This is a genomic window from Streptomyces sp. NPDC058678, from assembly GCF_042714835.1.
GTDB lineage: Bacteria > Actinomycetota > Actinomycetes > Streptomycetales > Streptomycetaceae > Streptomyces.
This window is the reverse complement of record NZ_JBHXSG010000068.1, coordinates 24,258-46,042: the sequence shown is the minus strand read 5'-3', so window position 1 is coordinate 46,042 and position 21,785 is coordinate 24,258. Positions and strand designations below refer to the sequence as shown.

The window sequence follows — 21,785 nt, the reverse complement described above, 5'->3', positions numbered from 1 at the left end:
CCGGTGAGCAGGTACGTCTGACCGCGGTGCTGCGGGTGGGTCAGGGCGAGGGCGGCCACCGCGGCGATGTCACGCTCGTCGACGGTCGAGGTCCTGGCGTGCGGGTATGCCCCCCGTACGGTCCCGGTCGCCTGGATCTGCCCGGCCCAGGCCAGGGTGTTGGCGGCGAAATCGGCGCAGCGCAGGATCGTCCAGTCCAGGCCGCTCCCCTTGGCTGCGTCCTCGACCGCGTGGAACTGCTGCCGGAAGCGTGCGTGCCCAGCCGGGTACTGCACGGTCACGGAGGACAGTACGGCCACCCTTGCCGCGCCCGTCTCGCGGGCGCGGGCCAACAGGTCGACAGCGGCGGATCCGACGGCACGCGGGCTGAGCAGGATGGCCTCCACGCCGTCGATGGTGGGAACCTTCGCGGGGTGGACGAGCTGTGTACCCGCGGGGAATTCGGCGTGCGGGTCGCGGGTGACAGCGGCGACCTCCGCTCCCCCCTCGACCAGGAGGCGGACGGTTTCCCGGCCGACGACGCCGGTGGCCCCGGTGATCAGGATCATGACTGAACCCCTCGTGGGTGTGTCGATAGTCGATCTTGCGCGGTGGATGATCGCGGTTCGTGTCGCGGGAAGACGTCACGGGCGAGCCGTGCGCCAGGATCATCGGCATGCGGCACTGAAACCTCCGGTCCTGCCCTGTCAGGCTGGTCGGGAGATCACTGGGTTTTACGGGTCTGCTTCACTTCCTGGTCGACGGCCCAGGCGTCGGCGACCGGGCCGAGGTGGCTGAGCTTGTCGGGGTTGATGACCGCGCGGATCGTCTGGATCTGCCCGTCGAATGTGTCGAGGGCGAGGATGTGGAGGATTTTGCCGTCGCGGTCGCGGAAGAGCGCGCCCGGCTGGCCGTTGACCTCGTGCGGTTCGAACGTGATGTCGATCCGGGCCATGAGCGGGTAGACGGTGGCGAGCAGCCTGGCCACGTTCTCGGCGCCGGCGACGGCCCTGGCCAGCTGCGGTGCCTTGCCACCGCCGTCCCCGATGAGCTGGACGTCGGCGGACAGCAGATTCTGCAGTCCGTCCACGTCTCCCTGCGTCAGTGCCTCGAAGAACCGCCTCGCCAGCTCCTGCCGCTCCTGGCGGTCCGCTTCGAACCGGGGCCGTCCCTCGTGCATGTGGCGGCGTGCCCGTACGAGCAGCTGCCGGCACGCCGCCTCTGAGCGCCCCACCGCGGCAGCGATCTCGACGAAGCCGAAGGCGAAGACCTCCCGCAGCACGAACACCGACCGCTCCAGCGGACTGAGCCGCTCCAGGAGCAGCAGCGCCGCTATTGACACCGAGTCGGCCAGCTCCGCCGCGCGGGCCGGGTCCTGGTACGGATCGTCCAGCAGCGGCTCGGGGAGCCACGGCCCGACGTACTCCTCCCGCCTCACCCGGGCGGAGCGCAGCACGTCGATCGCAATCCGGGTCACCGTGGCTGACAAGAACGCCTTGGCCGACACGGGCCGGGTGGTCGAGGCGTCGTAGCGGAGCCAGGTCTCCTGCACCGCGTCCTCAGCCTCGCCCACGCTGCCCAGGATCCGGTACGCGATCGAGAACAGCAGCGGCCGCAGTTCCTCGAACTCCTCGACCTTGCCCACGCCGACTCCCCCTTTGCGGTCTGTGTGCCCGGCCGGACCCGCGCCGGCGAGGCATCCTTCGAAGATCATTCGATGTGTGGGTGGAGCAGACAACGCTCGTGCCGCGACCGCCCTGCCCGCCTTGACCACGGCGTCCTGGCCCCGGCGGGCCTGACCTGGGCCAGGGTGCGGTGGTGGTTCAGTGGAACTGGCCGACCTGGTAGTCGCCGGCCGGCTGCTGGGTGATGATGTTCAGCCGGTTCACCGTGTTCATGAACGAGACCAGCAGCACGAGGGCCGTGAGCTGCTCCTCGTCGTAGTGCTGAGCGGCGCGGGCCCACACGTCGTCGCTGACCCCGGTGGCCGCGTCCGCGACCCGGGTTCCCTGCTCCGCCAGCTCCAGTGCGGCGCGCTCGGCCGCGGTGAAGACCGTCGCTTCCCGCCAGGCCGCGATCAGGTTCAGCCGCACCGGGCTCTCGCCGGCCGCGGCGGCTTCCTTGGTGTGCATGTCGATGCACACCGCGCAGCCATTGATCTGGCTCACGCGCAGCGCCACCAACTCCTGCGTCGTGGCCGGCAGCGGCGATTCCTTCAGCTCCCGGCCAGCCGACATGAAGTACTTGAGGGCCTTGCCGGCGGCCGGGTTGGCGAAGTAGTTCAATCGCGCGTCCATCGTGTGCTCCTCCACGTTCGTCGATGCCTTCACCCCCAAGACGAGGCGGCCCTCACTCCTGTGACACGGAACGGTGTGACCCACGTCTCTCCGCTGTCTGGGTTCGGGCATGTCACAGGCCGAGTCGCTGCCTCGTCTCGGGTACGGAAGTCCTCGATCAGGGAGTTGATGATGAACGTCGCGCTGTGGATCACCGCTGGGGTGCTCGCCGCTGTCTGCCTGGTGGGCAGCTCCAAGATGTTCGTGCCGCAGGAGAAGCTGGCCGCGATGGGCTCCTCTGCGCAGTGGGTCCTGGAGTTCAGCCCCGGCGCTCTCAAGGCCATCGGCGCCGTCGAGCTGCTGGCTGCGGTCGGCCTGATTCTGCCCGCGGTGCTCGACATCGCGCCGGTGCTGGTGCCGCTGGCCGCCACCGGACTTGTTCTGCTGTTTGCCTGCGCGGTCACCATGCGTCTGCGCCGTGGCGAGAAGGCCACGATCGCCGGCGACCTGATCTACCTCGCCCTGGCTGCCTTCGTCGCATGGGGCCGTTTCGGCCCCGAGTCCTTCACCGGCTGACCACCGGCGCATATCAGTCGAGCGCCGAAGTGCCAGGCACACTCCAGGTGGTACCGATATACCTACCAGCCAACGGAGTTGGCTACGACGTCACTCTCTTCAGCAATGAACACCCGCCCGCCGGGCCCCGGGCGGAGCCTGCCACCAGCGGAACGCACCCGGGTACGCTCGTCCCTCCAAAGGAGCCACACCCATTTGACTTAGTGCAGAGAAGCCAAGCTCACTGCACCTCCTGCGGGAGGCTCCGCGGCATCCACTCCGGCACCGCCGAAGCCCCCATCTGCGGACCCTGCACCGCACCGGACGCCGAACTCTGGCGCCCGTGTCCCACCTGCGGGGAAGCAGAACGACTGCGATCCTCCGGTCCGTGCCCTCGCTGCACACTCAAGCAGCGGCTCCACGAACTCCTCGCCAACGGCTCGGGCTCCATACCCCCGAAGCTTCAAGCCCTCCATGAGGCCCTGGCCAGCACTGAACGAGCCGCCACCGCACTGCGCTGGCTCTCCGGCGGCATCGTCACCACCGTCCTGTCCGACCTCGGCTCTGGCCGCCGCCCCCTCACCCACGAGGCCCTGGACGAACTCCCCGAAGGCAAGGTCGTCGAACACATCCGCAGCGTCCTCGTCGCCAGCGGCGCCCTGCCCAAGCGGGACGAGCAGATGGTCCGTCTCGAACGGCACGTGAAAGACCTCGTCACCTCCCACACGACGGCCGAGGGACGGAAAATCCTGCACCGGTACGCGACCTGGCACCTCCTGCGACGGCTTCGCCGTCGCAGCCGCGGCAAGGAGACCACGTACTACCAGCTCCAGGTCGCGCGGCAACATCTGCGGGCGGGCGTCTATCTCCTGGACTGGCTCGAGGGCCAGAACTTGACCCTTGCCACCTGTCGACAGACCGACCTTGAACGTTGGATGACGAGTGAGGACGCCCGTCTTCGCCAGGAGGCAGGCCACTTCGTGCGCTGGGCCCTCTCCCAGAAGATCACCCGCGATCTCAGCTTCCCGGCCGAGCGATGGAACGGCCCCTCGCAGCCGATGGACGACGAAGCCCGCTGGGCCACCGCCCGACGCCTGCTGCACGACGACACCCTCAAGCACGAAGACCGCCTCGCCGGCCTGCTGTTGCTCCTCTATGCTCAGTGGCCCGCTGCGATCTCCCGACTCACTGTCGACCGCATCGAGGAGACGGACGGAGCCGTCCGCATCCGCCTCGGCCCGGTCCCAGTCGAGCTTCCCGCACCCGTCGCTGAACTGGCCCTCCAACAGGTCGAGGTTCGCCGCAGCCATGCCGTCCTCGGCCGGACAGACTCGCCCTGGCTCTTCCCCGGAGGCCAGCCCGGCCGGCCAATCAGTGCCTGGGCCATGGGCGAACGGCTCCGCAAACTCGGCATCCGGCTCGCGGAGGCCCGCTCGACCGCGCTGTTCCAGCTCGCGACCGAGCTGCCCGCCGCGGTCCTCGCCCGCACCCTCGGCATCGACATCACCGTCGCCGTCAAATGGCAGCGGGCCGCAGCCGGGGACTGGGCCGCCTACGCTGCAGATGTCGGCAGCAGAGGCCCACAGTGACCCGGCTGAGTGGTCAGGCACAATGATCGCGCCCCACTGGCAACGCACACCGCTTGGCCACCAGAATCGCGCCATGGACGCAGGACTTGCAGGACTCCTCGGTGGCGTCATCGGCGCCGCGGTCGGCGCAGTCGGCGCTACGGCATCCGCCTGGGTCACCGGAAGGAAGGCAGAGCAACAGGCCAAGATCCAGTCCGAGACGCAGCTGAGGCAAGCCCGCCTTCAGATAGATACTGCATGGACTCGTGCTCTTCGCGAATCGCGCAAGAGTGCCTACCTGGCCTTCGCCGAAAGCTGTCACCTAGTACACGGAACGCTGAGCGACGCGAGCATCAAACTTGGAGGCATCGCAGAGAGCGACCCTCCCGAAGAACGCGAAGAGCGCCGCCAAGCCGCTCGCCGCCTCTGGAACGAAGCACGAACTCAGAAGCGCCAGCTCGACCGCCTTCAGCACATCGTTTTCATGGAAGGTCCCAGCGAGATGGGCACTGCCGCGCAAGCGGCAACAGGCGCTCTGGTGACGTATTTCGGTGCAGTCATCGACTGGCTGCACGCCGTTGACCATGAAACAGAAACGTCGCAGCACGGGGCAGAGCAGGATAGAGCGCACGGCGAGGCACACGCCAAGCTCCTGGAGTTCCTCTATGCCGCCGCGGATACCACCTTGCCGGACATCCAGGACCGGTGAGCCTGGGGTATTCAGGCAGTTTCAATACCCGACTCCACCATTACCGGGTCTCTCTCGAGCGTCGCCGCAAGGCGGTCGAGACGATGCGGCTCCACGTCGTCGACCGCTCCGGGCAGGCCGCGCCGACCTCGTCGGCCACGGCGTACGAAGCGCGCTCGGTGGCCGTGCCGTTCGGGAACTGCACCGAGCCGTCGAACGTGAAGGCCGGCGGCGGGAGTTGCCCGATCCGGTTCCCGTGTTCCGGCTGCGGCTTCTATCGCCCCGACCCCTCGTTCCTTCCCGCCGTCGAAGATCACATCCGCGCGCTCAAGGCAGACCGGGAGACCGCTCGGGCCATGCAGGCCGCCGAGTTCGTCATCCGCAACATCACCGACCAGATCGACTCCTACCAGTCCGTCGTTGTCGGCATCCGCACCAAGCTCGCCGCGATGTCCGAGGACGAGCGGCGCCATATCGAAGAAGCGTCCGCGGTGCTGCGCAAGGTCCGCGCCGCAGTTCCGCTTGCGGTCCTTCCCGTTCCCACCGTCCCCGCCAGGAGCACGTCCGATGAGTGAGTCCCGTACGCCCGCGCAGGTCCTTCGCGACGCCCGGCAGAAGGACTCGCGTGCCAAGCGCGCCAGGGTCCTGTCCATCGTCGATCAGCTCGTCGCCGACGAGGAACCGGTCACCTTCACGGGGGTGGCCCGCGCCGCGAACGTCTCGCACTGGCTGGTCTACGCCGACGGGGTGCGCGAGCACATAGAAGCCGCTCGCCTGCGCCAGTCCCGCACCGCGCGCGGCGAGGCCCGCGGCCAGGCCAAGGCCCCTGCCGGCTGGAAGGTCGAGCAGGAGATCGTGCGCGAGGAGAACCAGCGCCTACGCGCCGAGGTCGATCGCCTCAAGGCGGCGGTCCGCCGGAGCCTGGGACAACAACTCGACCAGCTCGGTGCCGCCGACCTCGGCACGCGGGTGGACGAACTCACCGCCGAGAAGGAGAAGCTCCAGGACCAGCTCGCCCAGGCTCTGGCCCGGATCGAGGAGCTGACGGGCAAGCTCACCGAAGCCGAGGACGATCTGGCCAGCGCACGGACCAGCCTACGCCGCATGATTCGCACCGAGAGTCAAGCACTGCTTCCTAACCAATGACATGCGCGGGGCGGCGCTCGTGGATCGGTCCAGCTTGCCCGAGGTGTTCGGCAGCCCATCCCGCTGCTTCGGCCGAACACTGCGGGAATTCCGATGAGTTGGGGTCTACCGGCCACATCCTCGACCCATTAGCCTCAACGGGACAGGAAAGGCGTTCTTTGCGTATCAGGACATTCGATGCAACTAGGTGCGCTCGCTGCTTTGGTGCAGGAAACGGTCGTGTCTCAGGCTCTCGCGCCGGGCGGCATCCCAAACGTGTTCGCCGGAGAGCCTGGGACTCGGCAGGTGCCTCTCGAGGAGTACGTCCAGTGGCTGGAGGTGCTTGAGAACGCTTTCCCAGTGCGTGCCGATCTCGTCGAGCGTTTCACTCTCATGTACCACCCCAGCCGGTTCTCTCGGATCCTGCGGCTCGACCCGTCCCGTCGCGTGCCGCCCATGGGACTGTCCCCTCGTCAGGTCGATGCATGGACGTCGCTGCTGCACACCGGCTATGTGGAGGTGCCTGGGCCTGGCCGGAGGCAGGCTGTACGAATGACGGCCGTGTGGCCAGCGCTGTGCGTGCCTCGCTGGGTCTCGATCGGGTCCGTGCTCTATTGGCACGGGATCTCCCTGCCGGGCTACACCACCTGGGTGGGCGCGCTGCAGGATGTCGTGGGCGAATGGCTGCGGCGCCGTCGGCTTGACGCAACGAAGCCCGAGGACGAGACGGACGCGAACCTCGCCGCCGACGCAGGCTTGTGGCTGCAGCGGGCATTGAGCCGATTTCTACCCAGGGAGGATCTGCGGGGGGCCATCGACGCGGTCGTCCTGTCGGTGTGGGCCGAACGGGACCCGTCTCTTTCCCTCGGGAACATGATGCGGATCTACTACGGGCTAACTCCGGGCCCGCATCCGCCCGACACCCCGCAGGCGGACCGCCGCCTCGACCTGTTCGCGAGCTCCGAGCCGATGCTGCTCTGGAACGGCACCTCGCGTACGGCCGACTCGCTCAATGGGATCCTGAGCGCGTCGCAGCTGGCCGCCTGGGCGTTGGCGGAGACCAGGGACCCAGCCATCACCCCGTTCGTCTACGACGGCCCTCACTTGCGCCCCTGGTTCGGCGCTGCGATGAAGGTGGTCTCCGAGGCACTGGTAGCTGTGCTGTTGCACGCTGGGGATGAGCAGCGGACCCTGCCGTCCTGGCCCGCGCGTCCCGATTCCCTCTACGGCGGCTGGGATCTGCGCCGCGGAGATAACGACGCGACCCTCACCTACGCGGGCCAGGCCCGGCCCGGGGACCCCGGCGGCCACGTCGCGCGGCTGGTGGCGGACTTGTGCAACAGCGACATCGCCGTTCCCCCCGGTCTCGGATTCACCGGCAGACGTGACGACGTCGATACTGTCTTCGGGGGGCACCTGGCCCTGCTGGTGCGGGAGTTCCAGATCGAGGCGTCCCAGCCGTGGGTGCGGGCACGTTCCGCCATGGGTTGGACCCGTCAGCCCGCGTTCCGGCGGTACCGCGGGCGCATCACCGGCCACTTGGACCGCGACACTCGGCACACGCTGCAGCTCTGGCTCAACCGCCCCGACTTCCCGGTCAGCAACCGTACGGATCCGTTGCCCGAGCTGGAGGCGGCGTGCGGTCAGCTACAACTGGCCAACGGGCTGACCGTCTTTCACGCCTCGCCGGGCAATCACACCCAGCAGGTCGAAGATGATCTGTGGTGGTGGGACGATGTTGCCGACAGCGGGCCACGTGTGTACGCGCGCGACCACCTCCGCCGGGCCGATATCCCGGCAGCCGAGGTGCTGCGCGGCGATCCCGAGGTCGTCACGCTCGGGAGCTGGACCGACAACCCGTTGTACCAACCGGGAGGACCGCAGCCTCCGCCTCCCAACGCCCAGCCCAGAGGAGGCGGGCTGCTGCTGCCCGCGCGAGGATCGTGGGCATCGAAAGTGTTCTCGGTGGCCGAGCTGCTCGGCGCCGGTGCCCCGTTCCCGCCACCAGGTGATCCGCTTCGGGCCGAGGCGGAGTCGACGTTCATCGTCGTTTACGCGATGACGCATCCGGAGAGCCTGGGACGCCTAGACGTCTACAACGCGTGGGACAGGGCCCGCATGTCCCTTGGCCTGTGCCACTGGACGCAGGGCGCGGCCATGCTTCCCACGGTGAGAGGGGAGCTGGGCGCGCTGTTCGCCCTCTACAAGGATCGCTATCCCGGCGAGTTCGCCGCCCGGCTGGGCTCGTGGGGGCTGGATGTCGACACCTTCGCCGTCGCGGCACCCGGCGCGCCTGGTATCCGTAACGCCCCTCTCCAGGTGTGGGGCCTATCCGAAGACGTTCCTGAGCCTTCCCGCCCGATACCCGGGGTCGAGGTCGAGCTCAGGGAGTGGCTGCGCTCATGGCGCTCGATCTTCCGGTTGCTGTGGCTCCTGCGCACCGACTCGGCCATGCTGCTGGCCCAATGGGGGCTGGCCCGATGGCGAATCCAGGGTGCCCTCGCAGGCCGGTGGAGCCCGGACCCGGCCATCAATACGGACATCGTCGACGCCGCCGGAGCACCTGCGACCTATGGTCAGATCCTCACATCGGAGGCCGCTGTCGCAGCTTTCATGCGCTACCACATCAACAAGCCCGCACGCGTGTTCCCGAACAATGCCGAGAACGTCGTGCAGGGCGCTATCCGGGCCGCCGCCGCCACGGCGGGCGTCGGCCTGCCGACCCTGGCCGCAGCGCTGGCCGCCAACCCCGCCTTCGCCGCGGCCGTAGTGACCACGCTTATCGACCCCGCCAGAGACGATCCGCCGCCCCAAGACACGATCAAGGCGACGGAGGCGGTGAACACCGTCGTGCCCGACTTCGGACGCCGACCGAGTCGAGTAGCGGGATCTTTCCAGTTCTGGACCACCGGGATCTGAGGGGCGTCGTGAACCGAGTCGAGACGTGGCTGTTCGAGGAGATCCGCGACCTGTGGTCGCCGCTTGTGCCGCCCCGAGGGGATGCCGACGCGCAGGCGGTCGTGGACCGTTTCCTCGCCCTGCTGCGGGGCTGCGGCTGGGCGCCCGAGGCGCTCGGGGGCGTACCGGACATCGCTGACGCCGCGGCGTCGGCCGCCACGGCCATCGAGCAGGCTGCCGACGGGGACCCGGTCGCGGCTATGGCTGCGGCCGCGTCAGCCGCGGGCGACGTCGCCGATGCGCTGTCCACCGCGCTTCCCGACGCGCACGCCGCCGAGCAGCTGCTGCTCGACGTGGTCAGCGAGCTGCTGGCCGGATGGCTGGCCCGCCGCCACCGGGGCGTGGGGCTGGCCCTGCGGCTGCTCGGCATCCTGCGTGCGGAGCCCGCGCCAGAGGTGCGGGCGTCGGTGAGCGACCCGGCCTCGCCCGTGCTCCGACCGGCCTCGACCCGGGTGGTGGTCGACCTTGAGCAACTGCAGAGGTGGCTGAGAGACCCGGCGGGCACGTTCGCCGAGGCGTTCCTCAGCACCAACGCGGAGGACGCGTGGGCCCAGCTCGGCCCCGTCATCGCCGAGGCGCTCACGGCGGCCGGAGTGCCGGCGCTGTGGAGCGTCCCCACGGAGCCGCCCGCCACCGCGCCCCCCGTCCTGTGGATCTTCACTTCGGACGACCTGGCCGCCCAAGGCCGCGCCGCGGCGCGTTTCTGGTGCGGGATCACCATCCAGCAGGACGCCGACTCCGGCGACCGGGCGCGGCTCAATGTGGTGCCCGTCGGCGAGCTCAAAATCAGCCGCGCGCGCGGCAACTGGACTGTTGAGGCCGGGGCCGGGTTCACCGTACCTGTGTCGATTGGCGCGGATGGCGCGCGGCTCGACGGATCGGCGGGGGCCACGGCCTCACTGGCGGTGTCGGGCGGCACGCCCGCCCAGCCGGTGTTGCGGCTAGGCGCCCAGGGCGGGCCCTCGCTGCTGATCGACACCGTGGCGGTCAGCGGGGCGATCGAGGTGCGGCCCGGCGTCTCCCCGGTCCCCTCGCTGTCGCTGACCATCCGCGGGCTGCGGCTCGTCATGGGGGGCGCCGGGCTGGACGGGTTCCTGTCCAGCCAGATTCCCGACTCCTCCGGCTCGGGCGGCTCGGTGGACGTGGCGCTGCGCTGGAGCGGCGGCGACGGCCTGACCTTCACCGCGAGCGGCGGCTTCGACACCGTCATCGCCGAGCGCCTAGACCTCGGACCCGTGAGCCTGCGCGACATCCGGCTGGTCGTGGCGCTCGCCGAAGACGGCGTGGCCGCCACCGCTACCTTCGACGTCGGCCTCGCGATCGGCCCCATCTCCGGCTCGGTCGAGGCCCTCGGCGTCGGGCTGGGACTGTCCCTGGCAGGCCCGGCACCCGCCGTACGCGTCGGGCCGCACGGGCCGAAGGGGGTAGGGCTGACGATCCGCGCCGGTGAGGTCGGGGGCGGCGGTTATCTGTTCGTGGACGAGGCGCAGCGCATGTACGCCGGGGCCGCACAGTTGACTTTCAAGGCCCTCAGCTTCACCGCCGTCGGCCTGGTTGTGACGAGGGCGGCCGACGGATCGGACGGCTGGTCGATGCTGCTCATCGTCACCGCCGAGTTCCCGCCGATTCCGCTGGGCTTCGGATTCACCCTGACCGGGCTGGGCGGGCTGCTCGGCATCCACCGCGGCGCGGACACCAAGGCCCTATCCGCGGGGGTGCGCACCGGGGGCCTGGACAGCGTGCTGTTCCCCCGGGATCCGGTGGCCCGGGCCAAGGAGGTCATCGCCGACATCCGCCGGTTCTTCCCGGCGGCCGACAATCGGTTCACGGTCGGCGTGATGGCGAAGTTGACGTGGGGGCCCGGCGCCCTGCTTCAGATCGAGACCGGGCTCATCCTGGAGCTGCCCTCACCGCTGAAGCTGATCGTGCTCGGCCGGTTGCGGGCAGAGTTGCCGGATCGCGAGCACGCCGTGGCAGTCCTGCGCCTGGAGGTGCTCGGGGTACTCGACTTCGGCCGCGGCGAGATCTCGGTCGACGCCACCCTGCGCGACTCACGGGTGGGCCCGTTCGCAATCAGCGGTGACATGGCCGTGCGTGGTAGCTGGGGACCCGAGCCCGGTTTCGCCCAGTCCGCCGGCGGGTTCCACCCCGCTTTCGAACCGCCGCCCGGCTTCCCCACCCTCCGCCGCCTGGCGATCGCTTTGGGGAGCGGTGAGAACCCGCGGCTGCGCCTGGAAAGCTACCTGGCGCTGACCCCCAATACCATCCAGGTGGGCGCCAACCTCGAGGTCTACGCGTCGACCTCCGTGCTCGGGTCAGTCATCGCGGCCGAAGGTCACCTGGGGTTCGACGCCCTGGTCACGCTCGTCCCCTTCTCCTTCACGGTGCGGCTCGACGCGGGGGTGTCGATCAGCGTCAACGGACGCCCCGTCCTCCAGGCCCGGCTCGTGCTCACGCTGACCGGCCCCGAGCCCTGGCACGTCACCGGATTTGCCTCGGTGTCGCTCTTCCTCATCGGAGAGGTACGCGTGCCGATCGACCTTACGTTCGGTGTCGAGCAGGTCCTGGTGCCGCCGGAGATCGACCTGCTGGCCAGGCTGCTGGAGGCGCTGCGCCGACCCTCCGCCGTGACGACGCTTCCGCCTCCAGAGGTGGGACCCGTCGCTCTGCGTGGCGGCGCCGGTGACGACGAGCGCGTCCTACATCCGGCCGGGCGGTTGCGCGTTACCCAGCGCGAGGTGCCGCTGGGAAAACGGGTCACCCGTTTCGGCGCCGCCGTCCCGTCCCGGCCCCTCGTGCTCGATTTGATCGCGGTACGGCTTGGCGGCGCGGAGCTGCCGTCGGAGCCGGTGGGTGAGCTGTTCGCGCCCGGCCCGTTTGAGGAGGATCTGCCGGAGGATCAGCAGCTTCGCCGACCCGCCTTCGAGGAGATGCGGGCCGGACGCGAACAGCGGCAGGCCCTCGGCGGCTTCACGGCCCCGGCCACGTCGGTGCCGCTGCCAAGCGGATACGAGCAAGCCGTTGTCACCGGCGCCACAACACGGTCCCGCCCGGGTTCCCCCGCGCAGCCGCCCGCCGCACTCCAGGACACGTGGGCCGCCGCCGCGGTGACTCAGCCGTACGTCGCGGCCTGGCCCCAGCGGGTTTTCGTCCATCCCGAACGCCACCTGCTGGCCACCCGTGAGTCGCTGGCCCCGCTGTCGGACGGCCACGGGACCAGCGCCGCGGAGGCGTACGACCGGCTGCGCGACCACCCGGAAGGCCAGGTCGTACGCGTCTACGAGGCGGTGACGTAAATGGCCTCCCGCCTGTTTGATTACGTCCGCACCGGCGTCGGCGCGGCGGTGACGCGCGCCCCCTCGTCCGCAGAGCCGTGGCGGCCCACGCTGTCGCTCGGCGTCACCGTCAGCGCTGACGGGCTCCCCTCGGCCGAGGACATCGGGACACTGCCGGTCCTGGGGCCGGGCGACGTCGCCGGGATCGATTCCCGGGCAGTCGCGCGCATGGTCCCGCCGCCGGGCACGGCCGACTACCCGCCGGACGACCTGGTGGCCGTCGAGTTCGACAGCGCCGTTTTGCCGTGGATGTTCAGCCCGTTCGGGCCCGACGCGGCGGGACACCTCGCCCCGTGGGTCGCGCTGATCGTCGTCCCCGCCGAGCGGGCGCAGCTCACCCCTGCTGATCCGCTTCCGCGCCTGACCCTGGACGCCGCGCAGCTGCCGCCGTGGGGCCAGCTCCACGCCTGGGCACACGTCGAGGTGCTCAGCTCCGACGGCGACCTAGCCGCGACGCTGCGCTCGCCGGGGCTGGCCCGCTCGCGGCTGCTGTGCGGCCGCCGTCTGGCCGCGCGTACCGCCTACCTCGCGTGCGTCGTGCCGACCTATCTCGCCGGTGCGCAGGCCGGACTGGGCTCCCCGCCCGGGTCCGGATCCGACCAGGCATGGAACACCGACTCCGCAGCGGCGGTCACACTGCCCGTCTACGTCTCGTGGTCGTTCAGCACCGGTGACCCCGGCACGTTCGAAGAGGCCGTGCGCAGACTGACCTTCCGCGAGCTCACCGCCCCGCCGCCGGACCGGCTGATCGTCTCCGGCGCACACCCAGCGCTGCCCGACGCCCCGGCCCGGCCACTCAACGGCGCCCTCGAACCGCGCGCGACGACCCCGTCGGCGTATCCGGGCGCCGCTGCGCTCTCCGCCCTCGTCGACGCCACCGACTCGCTCGCCCCGCCCCTATACGGCCGCTGGCACGCGGCCGCATCCCGGCTCGCGGACGTGCCGGCCGGCCATTGGCTGCACGAGCTCAACCTGCTGCCGGAGCGGCGCGTGGCGGCGGCGCTCGGCGTCTCGTGGGTGCGCGAGCATCAAGAGGAGCTGATGGCGGCCTGCTGGGAACAGGCCGGGCAGCTGCGAGCCGCGGCCAGCCGACTTCGCCGCATCGGAGCGGCCGCAGACGCGGGCGCGCGGCAGGCCGTACACCGCCTGGACCCCCTCCCCCCGGCCGAGACACTGCTGCTGGCCGCGCCCGCGGCGGGCCGCCTGCTCGTGTCCCCAGGCACCACTCTGTACGGCGACGTCAAGGCGAGCTGCGCGCCGCTGGCGCTGCTCGGTGCCCCGTTCCGCCGCGCGATCCGCCGACGCGGTCCCATCGGCCGCCGCCTCACGCAGATCGCGCGGCCCGTGGTGGACCGGGGCTTCTCCCCCGCAGTCGCGATCACCGAGGTGGCCACGCGTCCTCCGGCACCGACCTCCGTCGCGTCCGCCGCCGTGACCCTGCCTGCGCCGATTGCCGACCTTCCCGATCCCAGCAGAGCCGCCACGATCGCGCTTGCCCGGTTGATGGGAAGCCGGGCGGCCACCCGGCCGTGCACGCCGTTCGACGTGACGGACCGGGCGAACCGCATACGCACGGCCCTCGATCCACGAGCGGCGCTGGAGCGGCGGGCGGCCGCCTCCGTCGCCACCCCGCCCGGGACGTTCCGGGGGCCCGACGGGGTGATGGCCGCCCCGTCCATCACCACACCGATGATCCGGGCGCTGTCGGAACTGGACCGCCGCTGGGTGCTGCCCGGGGTGGGCGACCTGCCGGACGACACCGTCACCCTCGCCGTCCCCAATGCCGCCTTCATCGAGGCGTTCCTCGTGGGGTTGAACCACGAGATGGGACGCGAGCTGCTGTGGCGCGGCTTCCCCACCGACCAGCGCGGCAGCGTCTTCCGGCGGTTCTGGGACCGGCTCGCCGCATCCCTCGCGGACGATGTGCCCCCGCTGACCGACTGGGACGACGGCCTGGGCACCCATCTCGCCGCGGGTGTCGTCGACGCCGTCCTGGTAGTCCGCGCGGCCCTGCTTCGCCGCTTCCCGCAGTCCACGGTCTACCTGCAGCAGGCGAGATTCCCGGCGGGGCAGGGCCCGCCGGTGCCCGTGCCGCTGGATTCCGAGGCGGCGTGGACGGCCGGGACCCGGCAGCCCACAATGCGGACCGCGATCGGCGGCGACGTCCTGCTGCTCGGGCTGCCGCTGCCCGTCGAGGAGCTGCGCAGTGACCCCGGCGCGCACAGGGCCGGCTGGTTCGTCGTCGTTCAGGAGGCGGCCGCGGAACACCGGTTCGGCTTGCCTTCGCTACGCGACGCGACCGCGCCGGTCCGGGCATGGACCGACCTGTCCTGGGACGACGTGAAACTCGCCGGAAGCGGTGACGACCGGCTGGCCCCCAGGCACCTCGACGTGGACGCAACCAGAGCCGCGCTCACCGAAAGCGCCTCGCCCTTCGCTGGCCTGTCCCCTGCTTGGAACGGGACCAGCGGCGTGCTCGGCCACGCCCTGTGCCGCCTGCCGTTCCGGCTGCTCGTGCACGCCGACCGCCTGCTGGATGCGAGCCCGGCATGACCGACCCGCAGTTCCGCGACCAATATCTAGACCGGCGTGCCGACCGCGACGCGAGCGAATCACAGCTCATGGGCCTGCTGGCGGCCGTACAGCGGCTGGAGAGTGTCCTTGCGGCCGCGGGCGGCGCTGACCCCGCTTTGGCCCAGGAGCTGGCCGACGCTCAGGCCGACGCCGCGGCCATGGCGCGGCATCTGGACGAGGTCGGCGTGGACGCCGAGAAGCTCCGTGCGATAGCGCTCGACGGCGACGAGTTCGTCCTGCTCGACAGGCGCTCCCCGGTCCTCCTGCTTCCGGTGCGCCTCGAAGCGCGCGCCGGGAGCCCGATGGGCGACCGGTGGGATTTCGACGTCCCCGCGACCCACCTAGTGGTGCGGATCTTTCCCGACCAGTGTCACCTCGACGCCCACGATCCGCTGGTCACCGATGAGGAGGCCCGCTGGATTCGCGAGTACGTGCAGCGGATCCAGGGCCTCAGCGACCACGAGGACCTGCTGCCCGCGTGGACCGAGCTGGTGCGCCGGGCGGGGCCGAACCGGGCGCGGTGGCTGGCGGCCCTGCGGGGCAAGGATCCCGGGAGACGACCCGCCCCCTGGGGACGCGGGGTACGCGCGCGCCTGCTTCCCGACCGCTGGCACGTCCGCGTCACCTTCGACGACGGAGCCGTGCTCACCGGGGTAAGTGCCACACTGGTGCGCGAACCGCTCCCCGCCGGGCCCGACCCACGATCCGGCGACACCGAGCTCGCCTGGGTGCGCGACCTCGGCCAGGCCTTCGCCTCCGGCATGGCGGCTGCGGTCGACCTGCAAGGACGGCCACCCGGCTCGGTGCGGCGCGTCACCTGCGTAGGGGGCCGGGCCGGACTGACGGGCGACGTGACCCGCCGCGAGCTCGGCGACCTCCTCACCGCCCACCGTTTCACCGACGGCCTTTCCGTACTGAAACCCGCGAACCCGACGACCTCGACCGAGCGAGGACGCGTCCCACGCCGCGACGATTCGCCCGCCACCCTGGCCGACGTCCACCGCGACGCCCGGCGTTCGCTGACCCCGACGTCGGCGGGCGCCCGCTTGACCGGGGCCCTGGGGCTGGATACCGGTGTGCTGCTGCACGTCGACGGCGCCGACGCCGAGGATCTGCAGGCGGCGGACCGGCTATCGGAGCTGCTCATCCGCGCCGTCCAAGCGGGGATCACCGACCTGCTCAGCCCTCCCGTGCCCGCGTCGGCACTCACCACGGCGTTCGATCACGCGCGCGCCTGGGTCAGCGCGCTCGGCCCCCTGCCAACGCTGCGTGCCGGGGCCCAGCCGTACGGGATCCTGCCGGTGCGACGGATCCTGCACGCCCGGCCGGACGCGCCGGTCCGTGCCAACCCCGTGGTGGTGGCCGCCGAGCGGTTCAGGCGCGAGATCTGGGAGCCCGCGATGGCGCGTTCCCCCCGCGTTCAGCCGGGGCTGCGGCAGCCGGAGCGTACGCTGGTGGAGCTGCTGCGCCGGGACGGCGCGCCGACGGCATGGACCTTGCGGCTGCTGGCCCCTGATCCGGTGAGCACCGAACTCCTCTCCCACGGCCCTGCCTGGCACCCACGCTGGGAGGCTGCACGGGACCGGCTCGCAGTGGTGTTGGGCGTCCCCGCCGAAGCGGCGCGTGCACTCGGCCTGGCGCTGGCACCCGGGACGGCACCCGTCACCGTGCCCCTGGTCACCTCCGACACCGCGCACCCGGCGGAATATCTCACCGAACTCCTGAGCCTCTCGCTCCGTGAGCTGTCCGCGCCCGCGGCCGTGGGCGCGCAACCGCTGCTCTACCACCTGGCCCGGGCCGCGCTGCTCGAGGCGGCGGACGTGAGCGTGCAGCGTGCGGCCGAGGCGCAGGGTGGCCTACCCACCTTCCCCCGCTGGTCCAGCGGCGTGTCCACCTGGGAAGACGAGGACTGGTGGACGGTGCGGGACCGGTTGCTGAACTACGGCCTCGGCAACCAACTCGTCGCGGAGTGGCTGGACGCCAACCTGACAGACCCGCGGGCCGAAGCATACGCGCAGGCACGCGACCTTGTGTTCGCCCTGGGCTGGCTCTCGGCACCCTCCTCGATCGGCACGCCGCCGGTCGACCTAGAGCCGGTGCTCCGCGCCGTCCTGGGACTCGGCCACCGCATCGACGCCTGGTACACCAGCCTGGCCTGGCAACGACTCAGCGAGGTCCGCGAAACCGGACACCTTGGACTGAGCATCGGAGCCTACGGCGTACTGGACGGCTTCCTCCCAGCTGGGCGCCGCCTCAACGGCGGTTACATTCACGCACCAGGGCCGACCCACGCCGCCACCGCTGCGGTCCTGCGCTCCGCACACCTGGCGCGCTCGACCGGCCAGACATCTAGCGCGGCGGCGCGCACGGCCGCGGTGAACCTGTCCAGCCGCCGGGTCCGCGCTGCCCTCGCCCTGCTCGACGGCATCAGGACGGGCCAATCCTTGAGCGAGTTGCTCGGGCAGCACCTGGAAGAGGCCCTGACGCGCGCCGACAGACACGTACTCATCGCCCCGTTGCGGGCCCGCTTCCCCCTCGTGGCCGGACGCCTGAGCAAAACACACGGCGGCCCGAAGCCGGAAGCAGTCGCCGCGCCCGCAGTGGTGGACGGGCACGCCGCCCTGACCGCGGCGGGGTTCCCCGAGGACCTCACCGTGGGCGCCGGATTCCTGCCCGCTTACCGGCCGCTGAGTGACAAAGAGGCCAGCGACCTGCGCGCCGCGCTCGACGCCCTTGCCGACGAGGTGGACGCGATGGGCGACGTACTGCTGGCCGAAGGGATCTACCAGATAGCTCAGGGCAACATGGCTAGGGCTGCCGCGACCATGGACTTCCTTGCTGGCGCCCCTGTCGGCGTGCCCGACCCCGAGGTGACGCGCACGCCCCGCACCGCGCAGGCACGCCAGGTACGGCTTGCAGTGATCATGCCCGGTGATACGGAGCCCGGTTCGGCGTGGCCTGTCACCCCCCGCAGCGCGGTCGAGCCCCGGCTGGCCGCCTGGGTCGCGGCCGTACTGCCACCACCGGACCACATCGACGTTGTCGCCGAAACCGGAAGCGGCCAGGTCAACACCTCACTCGCCGACCTCAACGCCAGCGCAGCCGCCCGAAGCCAGAAGGATCTCCTGGTCGGACCGCTCGACCTGGCCCTGCCGCCGGGCGGCACCTCTCCGGACAGCGACGACGCGCTCAGCGCCCGCCTCGCCGCCCTGCTCGCGCTGCACCTCGGCGTCGACCGTGCCACCCTGACCGTCCAGGCGGCAGACGGCGACGGCGGGCTTTCCGTGCGCGCCGCCGTCGAAGCCGCCCGCCGCGTGGGCGAACTGGCGCTCGGGGCACGGCCACTGGAACCGGCGGACCTGCGAGCCAGCGGCGAGGCCCCCGAGCCGCTGACAGCGGAAAGTGACCAGCTGGTGGCGCTGGCGACGGCGGCGCGAGCGAGCCTCGACACGCTCGCGCAGCGACTAGCCACCTGGAACTCCGGGACGCGCGATCCCGAGCAGATTGTCGGCCTGCTCGCGGCCGCCGATCACTTCGGCATTCCCGGTGCCCTGCCCGCTGCCTGGGACGAGAGCGCGGACGCGCGCCTGACACGGGCCGCCGCAGCACAGCGTGAAGCCGCCCGCCGCGTGAGCGCCGTCCCGACCACGGTGGAAGATGCCCAGGCAGCCATCCGCACGCTGTTCGGCGGGAACCACATCGCGATGCCACTGCTCCGCGTCAGGGACGCGGCGTGGACGGTCGGCGTGCGGGCGCAGACCGGTAGCGCCCAGGCGGCATTCGCGCGGTGGGCACGGGTACGTTCCTCGGCGGCCAGGCTCGAGCTCGTCGACCTCGTGGCCCGGGCGGGCGGGCGATCCGCCGCCGCGATCAACGGCATCGGCCTGCCGGCGACGGCCCCCGCCAGCGGCACGACGACGCTGCTCAGCTACGAACCCGTCGGCGGCGCCTGGAACGGGGACCGCGTCTGCGGGCTGGCGCTCGACTCCTGGGTCGACGCCACCCCCGCCCCGGAGGAAACGACCGGCATCGTGTTCCACGCCGAGGCGCCGGTCAGTGAGCCGCCGAACCTGTGGCTGATCGCCGTGCCCGAGGCTAACAATGACCGCTGGTCGGCCGACGACCTGTTCACCCACGTCGACGAGGCGCTCGATCTCGCCCGGCTTCGTGCGGTCTCACCCGCAGACCTGGAAGTGGATCATCTGGTGACTCCGTGGCTCACGTATGCGGAGCCCCGGGACCCGGGACCGGTCTGGGGCACCGTCGATCCGGATCGGCTCACCCGTCCGCCCAGTTGAGGAACCGCCATGACGCGCACCAGGCTGCTTTTCCGTATCGAGCCCCACGACGGCACCGACCTCGAGGGCGCGCTCGCCGCAGGCGTATGGGACCCGCTGTGGATGCTTGCGCGCCAGGACGCGATGGGTGAGCTGCTAGGGACGTTCGGCGGCGCGCCCATCACCGCCGCGGCCCGCGGCGTCAGCCGTGCGCTGACCCACTTCCGGCCCGGCCTCCCGCCGGGGGGATGGCCCGGCGTGGCAGATCCCGGCACGGTGCTGCTGGACGGCGACGCGCCGCCCGTCGCGGTCCTGGCCGAAGCCCAGCCCGTGCGCTCGATCGCAGGGTGGCCCCTGCGGGACCGGGCAGCGGCAGGCGTGCGTCTCGCCGATGAACTCGAGGCCGAAGGTGTACCGGACGTCCTGCCCGGGCTGGTCGCCACCTATCCGATCGGCAAGGAACCCGCCGAGGACGCCGCCAGCCGGGAGCTATACCACGTGATGGCCGGCCGGTTGCCCGACGGGGAGGCGATGCACGCGGACCTGGTGTCGCTGGTGCGCGGATCCGACCCGGACTGGCCGCTCCCCGCACGCCTCGCCAGGCTGGGCTGGGACGCCCCCGGCGTTCGCGCCGCCGCACGACGCTGGGTCGACTGGCTGGACGCGACGATTCAGGAGCCCGCCACCGTCTCGTCGTGGGACGCCGGGACACTCGGATACCGGTACGCGGTCGCCGCCGCCACGAACGATCCCAGCCTCGGGACTGACATTCTCACCGCCGACGGCCCCCGCGAGGAACTCGACTGGCACGCCTTCGACGTGGCCGGACGGTCCCCACACGCAGGGAACGGGGCCGAGCCGCGGACGTTCGCCACACCGGACCTCGTCCCGGTAGCCCTGCGCTTCCCCGGCATGCCGACCCCGCGCTGGTGGGAGATGGACGACGCCGCCATCGACTTCGGCGCAGTCGACGCCTCCGACGCCGACCTGGCCCGCCTGCTCGTCCTCGACTACACCCTGGCGTACGGCAACGACATGTTCGTCATCCCGTTGCGCCTGCCGGTAGACACGCTCACCACCGTGGAGGGCCTGGCCGTGCTCGACACCTTCGGGGTGCGGACCGAGATCACGCCCGCGATCGAGACGTCAGATCCGGCCTGGGCTGCGTGGCGCATGTTCACGCTCACCGGGGACCAAGCCCAGCGTCCGTCGTTGCTGTTGTTCGCGCGGCTCTCCTCACCTGTGGTGGCCGAGCCGATGGACGAGGGACAGCTCGTCCGCGACGAGATGGCCAACACCGCCTGGCTGATCGAATCCCAATATGAAGGGGAGGACGGTTTCGCGGTCCGCCGCGCCGACAGCGTCGTGTCGGACGTCGCGCCGCCGCGGCCCGCGCCTCCGGACACACCGCTCCAGTGGACCCTGTCCGTGACTCCAGCGCCGCACTGGATCCCCTACATCCCCCTTTCAGCGGCCGATGGCACCGTCAGCCTGACGCGCGCCGAAGGATACGAACCGCGTGGACAACTGTTATCCGCGGTTCCCGACACTCTGCCGGACCGCGTCGTTTCCCGCGAAGGCGTGCGGATGCTACGCGAGTCCGTCCATGCCCGCGACAGCGTGCGTCCCTATGTGTGGACCCGATGGCGGGCCCAGGCCGGGCGAGGCGAAACCTCCAGCGGACTGGCCTTCGACGTCATGCGCCCGCCCGAATCGCCGTGATTACCTTCCCGACTGTGCCAAATGACTCTGTTCACGAGAAGGGGTCTGGCTCAGGTTCTGGACGGCGGTTGGAAGACACCTGGCGGTCGCGGCCGAGGCAGGAAATTTCATGAGCTTCGACAGCACCGAGCCCTCCTCGGCATGGACAACCCGGGCAGCGCCATAGCAGCCGACAGATCCCGATGGGGATATGCCTTACGTGCCTGCGGCTCGAACACGCCGCAGACCAAGGAGGAGACTTGACAGCTGTAGATAAGGCCCGCGGTGACGGTGCAGTTCGGCCTGTACGACGTCGTCGACGGCGAGCGGCGGCTCTGTGGTGTGGCCGTGTTCGGGGCTCCAGTCAGCACCGCCGTCCTCACCAAGCCGCTGCCGGAGTTCCGGCCGTACACCGAGTCGTTGCTGTGCTCGCGGTTCGTCCTGCTGGATGAGTGCCCCGGAAATTCCGAGTCGTGGTTCCTCGCGAACTGCCTAAAACACCTGCTCGCCAGGGGTGTACACGGAGTCGTCTCGTTCGCGGACCCAGTTCCGCGCCGGACAGCCTCGGGCGTTCTGGTCATGCCCGGGCACGTCGGCACGATCTACGCCGCGACGAATGCCGTGTACGCCGGCCGCGCTACCGCGCGGACGGTGAAGCTCCTGCCGGACGGCACGGTCTTCCATAGTGGAGTACGCGCGGGTTCCGTTGGAACGCTCACAGTCTGAGAATCCGCATCTCGGCAGGCCAA

Annotated in this window: 14 protein-coding genes; 11 read left to right on the top strand and 3 right to left on the bottom strand. The window is 70.8% G+C overall.

All coding sequences use genetic code 11. The annotated features are described in order from the left end of the window. The 3 genes from ACFWWR_RS39870 to ACFWWR_RS39860 form a co-directional block, all read right to left on the bottom strand. The coding region (locus tag ACFWWR_RS39870) for an SDR family oxidoreductase (RefSeq protein WP_384308710.1) at positions 1-548 on the bottom strand (548 nt) is incomplete at its 3' end. Between the two features lie 155 nt (positions 549-703). Beyond that, on the bottom strand, positions 704-1,624 hold the full coding sequence (locus tag ACFWWR_RS39865; RefSeq protein WP_384308707.1) for an RNA polymerase sigma-70 factor: 921 nt from the start codon (positions 1,622-1,624) through the stop codon (positions 704-706). A 178-nt stretch (positions 1,625-1,802) separates the two neighbouring features. Then, positions 1,803-2,276, bottom strand: coding sequence for a carboxymuconolactone decarboxylase family protein (locus ACFWWR_RS39860; protein ID WP_384308705.1), 474 nt, complete (start codon positions 2,274-2,276; stop codon positions 1,803-1,805). Positions 2,277-2,447: 171 nt separating this feature from the next. On the opposite strand from ACFWWR_RS39860, the gene ACFWWR_RS39855 reads away from it, so the two are divergent. The 11 genes from ACFWWR_RS39855 to ACFWWR_RS39805 all read left to right on the top strand — a co-directional run bounded on the left by ACFWWR_RS39855 (position 2,448) and on the right by ACFWWR_RS39805 (position 21,762). Continuing rightward, entirely contained in the window at positions 2,448-2,831 is a 384-nt protein-coding gene (locus tag ACFWWR_RS39855; protein WP_384308703.1) for a DoxX family protein, read from the top strand. A 203-nt stretch (positions 2,832-3,034) separates the two neighbouring features. Next, positions 3,035-4,399 carry a hypothetical protein gene (locus ACFWWR_RS39850; protein WP_384308700.1) on the top strand — a complete coding sequence of 455 codons (1,365 nt, stop codon included), beginning with the start codon at positions 3,035-3,037 and terminating at the stop codon, positions 4,397-4,399. A 73-nt stretch (positions 4,400-4,472) separates the two neighbouring features. Then, on the top strand, positions 4,473-5,087 hold the full coding sequence (locus ACFWWR_RS39845) for a hypothetical protein (RefSeq protein WP_384308698.1): 615 nt from the start codon (positions 4,473-4,475) through the stop codon (positions 5,085-5,087). Between the two features lie 83 nt (positions 5,088-5,170). Beyond that, a complete protein-coding gene (locus tag ACFWWR_RS39840) occupies positions 5,171-5,641 on the top strand; it encodes a hypothetical protein (RefSeq protein WP_384308695.1) in 471 nt (156 codons plus the stop codon). Next, entirely contained in the window at positions 5,634-6,212 is a 579-nt protein-coding gene (locus ACFWWR_RS39835; RefSeq protein ID WP_384308692.1) for a DUF4164 family protein, read from the top strand. The genes ACFWWR_RS39840 and ACFWWR_RS39835 overlap by 8 nt, the downstream gene beginning before the upstream one ends. A gap of 219 nt (positions 6,213-6,431) precedes the next feature. Beyond that, positions 6,432-9,110 carry a hypothetical protein gene (locus ACFWWR_RS39830; protein ID WP_384308690.1) on the top strand — a complete coding sequence of 893 codons (2,679 nt, stop codon included), beginning with the start codon at positions 6,432-6,434 and terminating at the stop codon, positions 9,108-9,110. Positions 9,111-9,118: 8 nt separating this feature from the next. Continuing rightward, a complete protein-coding gene (locus ACFWWR_RS39825) occupies positions 9,119-12,445 on the top strand; it encodes a DUF6603 domain-containing protein (protein ID WP_384308688.1) in 3,327 nt (1,108 codons plus the stop codon). Next, complete coding sequence (locus tag ACFWWR_RS39820; protein WP_384308686.1) at positions 12,446-15,037, top strand: hypothetical protein; 2,592 nt, start codon at positions 12,446-12,448, stop codon at positions 15,035-15,037. After that, on the top strand, positions 15,034-19,356 hold the full coding sequence (locus tag ACFWWR_RS39815; RefSeq protein WP_384308684.1) for a hypothetical protein: 4,323 nt from the start codon (positions 15,034-15,036) through the stop codon (positions 19,354-19,356). Before ACFWWR_RS39820 ends, ACFWWR_RS39815 begins: the two co-directional genes overlap by 4 nt. 9 nt (positions 19,357-19,365) lie before the next feature. After that, entirely contained in the window at positions 19,366-21,057 is a 1,692-nt protein-coding gene (locus ACFWWR_RS39810; RefSeq protein ID WP_384308682.1) for a hypothetical protein, read from the top strand. Between the two features lie 264 nt (positions 21,058-21,321). After that, positions 21,322-21,762, top strand: coding sequence for a hypothetical protein (locus tag ACFWWR_RS39805; RefSeq protein WP_384308680.1), 441 nt, complete (start codon positions 21,322-21,324; stop codon positions 21,760-21,762). Positions 21,763-21,785 lie beyond the last annotated feature (23 nt).

Excerpts from the sequence above, each read along its gene's own strand:
- ACFWWR_RS39860 (WP_384308705.1), bottom strand. The coding sequence starts at position 2,276 with ATGGACGCGCGATTGAACTACTTCGCCAACCCGGCCGCCGGCAAGGCC.
- ACFWWR_RS39855 (WP_384308703.1), top strand. The coding sequence starts at position 2,448 with ATGAACGTCGCGCTGTGGATCACCGCTGGGGTGCTCGCCGCTGTCTGC.
- ACFWWR_RS39845 (WP_384308698.1), top strand. The coding sequence starts at position 4,473 with ATGGACGCAGGACTTGCAGGACTCCTCGGTGGCGTCATCGGCGCCGCG.
- ACFWWR_RS39840 (WP_384308695.1), top strand. The coding sequence starts at position 5,171 with ATGCGGCTCCACGTCGTCGACCGCTCCGGGCAGGCCGCGCCGACCTCG.
- ACFWWR_RS39835 (WP_384308692.1), top strand. The coding sequence starts at position 5,634 with ATGAGTGAGTCCCGTACGCCCGCGCAGGTCCTTCGCGACGCCCGGCAG.
- ACFWWR_RS39820 (WP_384308686.1), top strand. The coding sequence starts at position 12,446 with ATGGCCTCCCGCCTGTTTGATTACGTCCGCACCGGCGTCGGCGCGGCG.
- ACFWWR_RS39815 (WP_384308684.1), top strand. The coding sequence starts at position 15,034 with ATGACCGACCCGCAGTTCCGCGACCAATATCTAGACCGGCGTGCCGAC.
- ACFWWR_RS39810 (WP_384308682.1), top strand. The coding sequence starts at position 19,366 with ATGACGCGCACCAGGCTGCTTTTCCGTATCGAGCCCCACGACGGCACC.